The 2,620-nt window shown below is 62.7% G+C and carries 2 protein-coding genes and 2 pseudogenes; 2 read left to right on the forward strand and 2 right to left on the reverse strand.

Annotation, left to right across the window (positions count from 1 at the left end; translation table 11 throughout):
- Together CAPSK01_RS21595 and CAPSK01_RS02690 are read right to left on the reverse strand one after the other, a co-directional pair.
- Positions 1-91 (reverse strand): annotated as a pseudogene (locus CAPSK01_RS21595) (DUF6444 domain-containing protein); the annotation flags it as partial.
- Positions 65-214: pseudogene (locus tag CAPSK01_RS02690) on the reverse strand (hypothetical protein); the annotation flags it as partial. The pseudogenes CAPSK01_RS02690 and CAPSK01_RS21595, both read right to left, overlap by 27 nt.
- Positions 215-531: 317 nt before the next feature.
- On the opposite strand from CAPSK01_RS02690, the gene CAPSK01_RS02700 reads away from it, so the two are divergent.
- Together CAPSK01_RS02700 and CAPSK01_RS21600 are read left to right on the forward strand one after the other, a co-directional pair.
- Entirely contained in the window at positions 532-1,914 is a 1,383-nt protein-coding gene (locus CAPSK01_RS02700; protein WP_076612167.1) for an IS1182-like element ISAcc1 family transposase, read from the forward strand.
- Between the two features lie 277 nt (positions 1,915-2,191).
- Positions 2,192-2,578: a hypothetical protein gene (locus CAPSK01_RS21600; RefSeq protein ID WP_273702973.1), complete on the forward strand. Its 387-nt coding sequence runs from the start codon at positions 2,192-2,194 to the stop codon at positions 2,576-2,578.
- Positions 2,579-2,620 lie beyond the last annotated feature (42 nt).

The following is a 2,620-nucleotide window of genomic DNA, read 5'->3' on the forward strand; positions in this document are numbered from 1 at the left end:
TGGCAAGCCCATCCGAGGACGGGGGCTTGCTCGAATTGCGGCTGTTCTGCTCAAGTCGCCCTTCCAGTTCCTTTACCTTCGCTTGCAGCGTGGTGACCTGAGTTTCCAGCGTGGTGACTTGAACCCCCAGACTCCGCACCAACAACCACAGATCCCGGATCAGTTGGTCTTTCTCGCCAATGCTCAGTCGGCTAAGCTCGGGAAGTTCATCCATGCGTCAACATTAGCACAAGCCGTGCCAGGATCCTGCTGAGTAGTTACGGCAACGGAAGAGTAAAAGCAGATGCCAAATCCGATCTCACCCTCAACCCCGGAAATCAACCGCCTCCGAGCGGCCGCAGCCCTGATCCACATCAGGTTGACGAACGAGGCAAAGAGTTCGCGCTTGACGCGCTGCATGGCCTCCTGCGCGGCGGCCAGGTCGGTTGGTGACTTGGCCTGAGAGGCTGTGAAAATATTCCCCCAAGTCCGCCCGCCAGCGTGGCGCGTCCTGTATAATGACGTGATCATTTCCCACGCGACCTCCTGCTCATGACCACGACGATCCCTCTGTTCCCCGGCGAAGCGACGCTGCCGGCCAACCCAAGCGACGAAGGCCCTGCGAGAGCCGTACTGCCCAAGGCCTCGGCCCGTGTTCTGATGCCCAACCGCAATCAACTAGAACTGCGGGCGAGCGACCTCGAATCGCTGGTCCCGCCTGGGCACCGGGCGCGGATTGTCTGGGGCTACGTGGAGCGGCAGGACCTGAGCGGGCTGTACGCCGGCATCAAAGCGGTGGAGGGTGGCGTGGGACGGGCGGCGATCGCCCCGGAAATTCTGTTTGCCCTGTGGCTTTACGCCACGGTGGAAGGCGTCGGCAGTGCCCGGACCATTACCCGACTGACGCAGGCGCATGATGCCTACCGGTGGATCTGTGGTGGCGTGCAGGTCAATTACCACACCGTAGCCGACTTTCGCAGTCACCATGGCGACGCCCTGGACGAACTGCTGACCGATAACGTGGCGAGCCTGATGGCGGCGGGTGTCGTCAAGTTCAAAACGGCAGCGCAGGACGGGATGCGGGTACGGGCCAGCGCCGGGGCCGCCTCATTCCGGCGGGAAGAACGGCTGAAAGCCTGCCTGGAAGCGGCGCGAGACCAGGTCGCCACGCTCAAGGCGCAACAGGCAGACGACCCCGCGGGCGAGAGCGCGCGCAAGCAAGCGGCGCAACTGCGTGCGGTGAGCGAACGGGAGGCGCGCATTGAAGCCGCGCTGGCCCGGCAGCCGGAACTGGCCGCCATCAAGAAGAAGCAAGGCAAGAAGCCGGAGGAAGCCCGGAGTTCGACCACCGACGCCGACGCGACGATCATGAAGATGGGCGATGGCGGATTTCGGCCGGCGTACAACCTTCAGTTCGCCACCGATGCCGAAAGCCAGGGGGTCTTCGGCGTCGAGGTCGTGACCGCCGGTACCGACCAGGGTCAGCTGTCACCGATGGTCGAGCAAGTCAGCGAACGCTGCGGTCAGACCCCGGAGAACTGGCTGGTTGATGGCGGCTATCCGGGCCATGGGCAGATCGATGCGGTCGCGAAAAGCACTACTGTCTACGCACCGGTGCCGAAAGCCAAGGACCCGAAAACGGACGTTCACCAACCGAAGGCCAAGGATAGCCCGGCGGTGGCCCAATGGCGGGAACGCATGAAAAGTGACGAGGCCAAGGCGCTCTACAAGGAGCGCGCGGCGACGGCCGAATGTGTCAATGCGCTGGCACGCAACCGAGGCCTGAATCGCCTACTGGTCCGCGGTCTGAAGAGAGTCAAGGGCGTCGCGCTCCTGTTCGCCCTGGCGCACAACCTGATGCGTGCCGCCACCCTCGCCCCCGAACTGGTCGGCCTAGGGACAGGAACGTCCGCAGTACCGCAAATGGCAGGGTAATCGGGGGAAAGGCGCGGAAAAAGGGTAGATCCAGGCCGAACAGCTAGTCAAAACATGCATTCCCCATACTTCGCCCCAGGATGGCGCCAGCGTCCGGTCGCGCCGACTGTGGCGCAGAAGTGAAAAATTCACAGCCTCTGAGCCTGCAGGCAGGGCCTCCAAGGTAACGCCCGACTGGAAGGCGATCGGGTTGTGCGCCGCCAACGCGGTCAAACGTTCGAGCGGTGTTTCCACGTCCTGCGGCTTGTAGCGCTTGACGGTCTTGCCTTTGTCCTTGGTGAAACTGATCGATGATCAAAGCCAGCACCGGCAACAGAAAGGCCTCGCTGATACCTTGCACACACGCCTCGACCTGCCACTGACTCACGGCATCGACGCAGGTGAGGTGATACACGCCTTTGACGCCGTCCTGGTCGCGCTGATGAACGGTATCGATGCGCACAAAGCCGGCCCGTCCCTCCGGGCTGGGGGCTTTGCGCACGCCAATCGCATTGCATACTGGGCGGGTCTGGGTGAAGCTCCTGCGCTGGGCCTGATAGCCGGAACTCTTGCGCAGGTTGTACAGATGCGAGACGGAGAGCTTGGCCAAGCGCTCATAGCGGGGATCGTCATAGTCCCGGTAGGCCCGTTGCAGAAGGTGCGCGATCGCCAAACTTCTTTCTGACGGATCTTCCCCCAGCCAGCAAGCGCAGTTATGCTGTAACTA

The organism is Candidatus Accumulibacter vicinus (genome assembly GCF_000584955.1).
GTDB lineage: Bacteria > Pseudomonadota > Gammaproteobacteria > Burkholderiales > Rhodocyclaceae > Accumulibacter > Accumulibacter vicinus.